The following is a 704-nucleotide window of genomic DNA, read 5'->3' on the forward strand; positions in this document are numbered from 1 at the left end:
GTGTTCGCCGCGATCTACCACCCGGTCGGCACCGCGATGCTGGTGGCACACGCGGAGAACCGCGGCCGCGAGATCGGCATCAACGGCATGTGGGGTAACCTCGGGGTCGCCTTCGCCGCGCTGCTTACCGGCTTTCTCACCGCGCACTTCGGTTGGCGTGCGGCGTTCATCTTGCCCGGCGGGGTGGCCATCCTGCTCGGCATCGGCTTTTTCTTCTGCGTGCGCGAGGAGCCATCGCCGCACCTGTCGGCCAAGGCCGCGGCGCGTGGCGAGGACAGCGAGGGCCTGTCGATGCGCCGGGTGTTCGGCGTGCTGGCGCTGGTCACCGCCACCGGCGGGGTGGTGTTCAACGCCAGCACCGTGACCTACCCGAAGCTGTTCCAGGAGCGCCTGAGCGACTTGCTGGCGTCGCCGCAGACCCTCGGCGTGGTGGTCAGCCTGGCCTATGCCTTCGGCGCGGTRGCGCAACTGATCATGGGCCGCCTGATCGATCGCCTGAACCTGAAGTTGCCGTTCGTCTTCCTCACCTTCTGCCAGGTGCCGCTGCTGCTGGCCCTGGCCTACGGMCACGGCAGCGCAGTGGTGCTGTTCGGCGCGCTGTTCATGTTCGCGGTGTTCGGCCAGGTGACGGTGAACGATGCGATGGTCGCCCACTTCGTCGCGCCGCAGTGGCAGGCGCGGGTCTTCGCCCTGCGCTATTTCCT

Annotated in this window: 1 protein-coding gene; it reads left to right on the forward strand. The window is 68.1% G+C overall.

The window, feature by feature from the left end; all coding sequences use genetic code 11:
- The coding region (locus tag FLO80_RS23625) for an MFS transporter (protein ID WP_149187122.1) at positions 1–704 on the forward strand (704 nt) is incomplete at both ends.

The organism is Aquicoccus porphyridii, assembly GCF_008369105.1.
GTDB lineage: Bacteria > Pseudomonadota > Alphaproteobacteria > Rhodobacterales > Rhodobacteraceae > Aquicoccus > Aquicoccus porphyridii.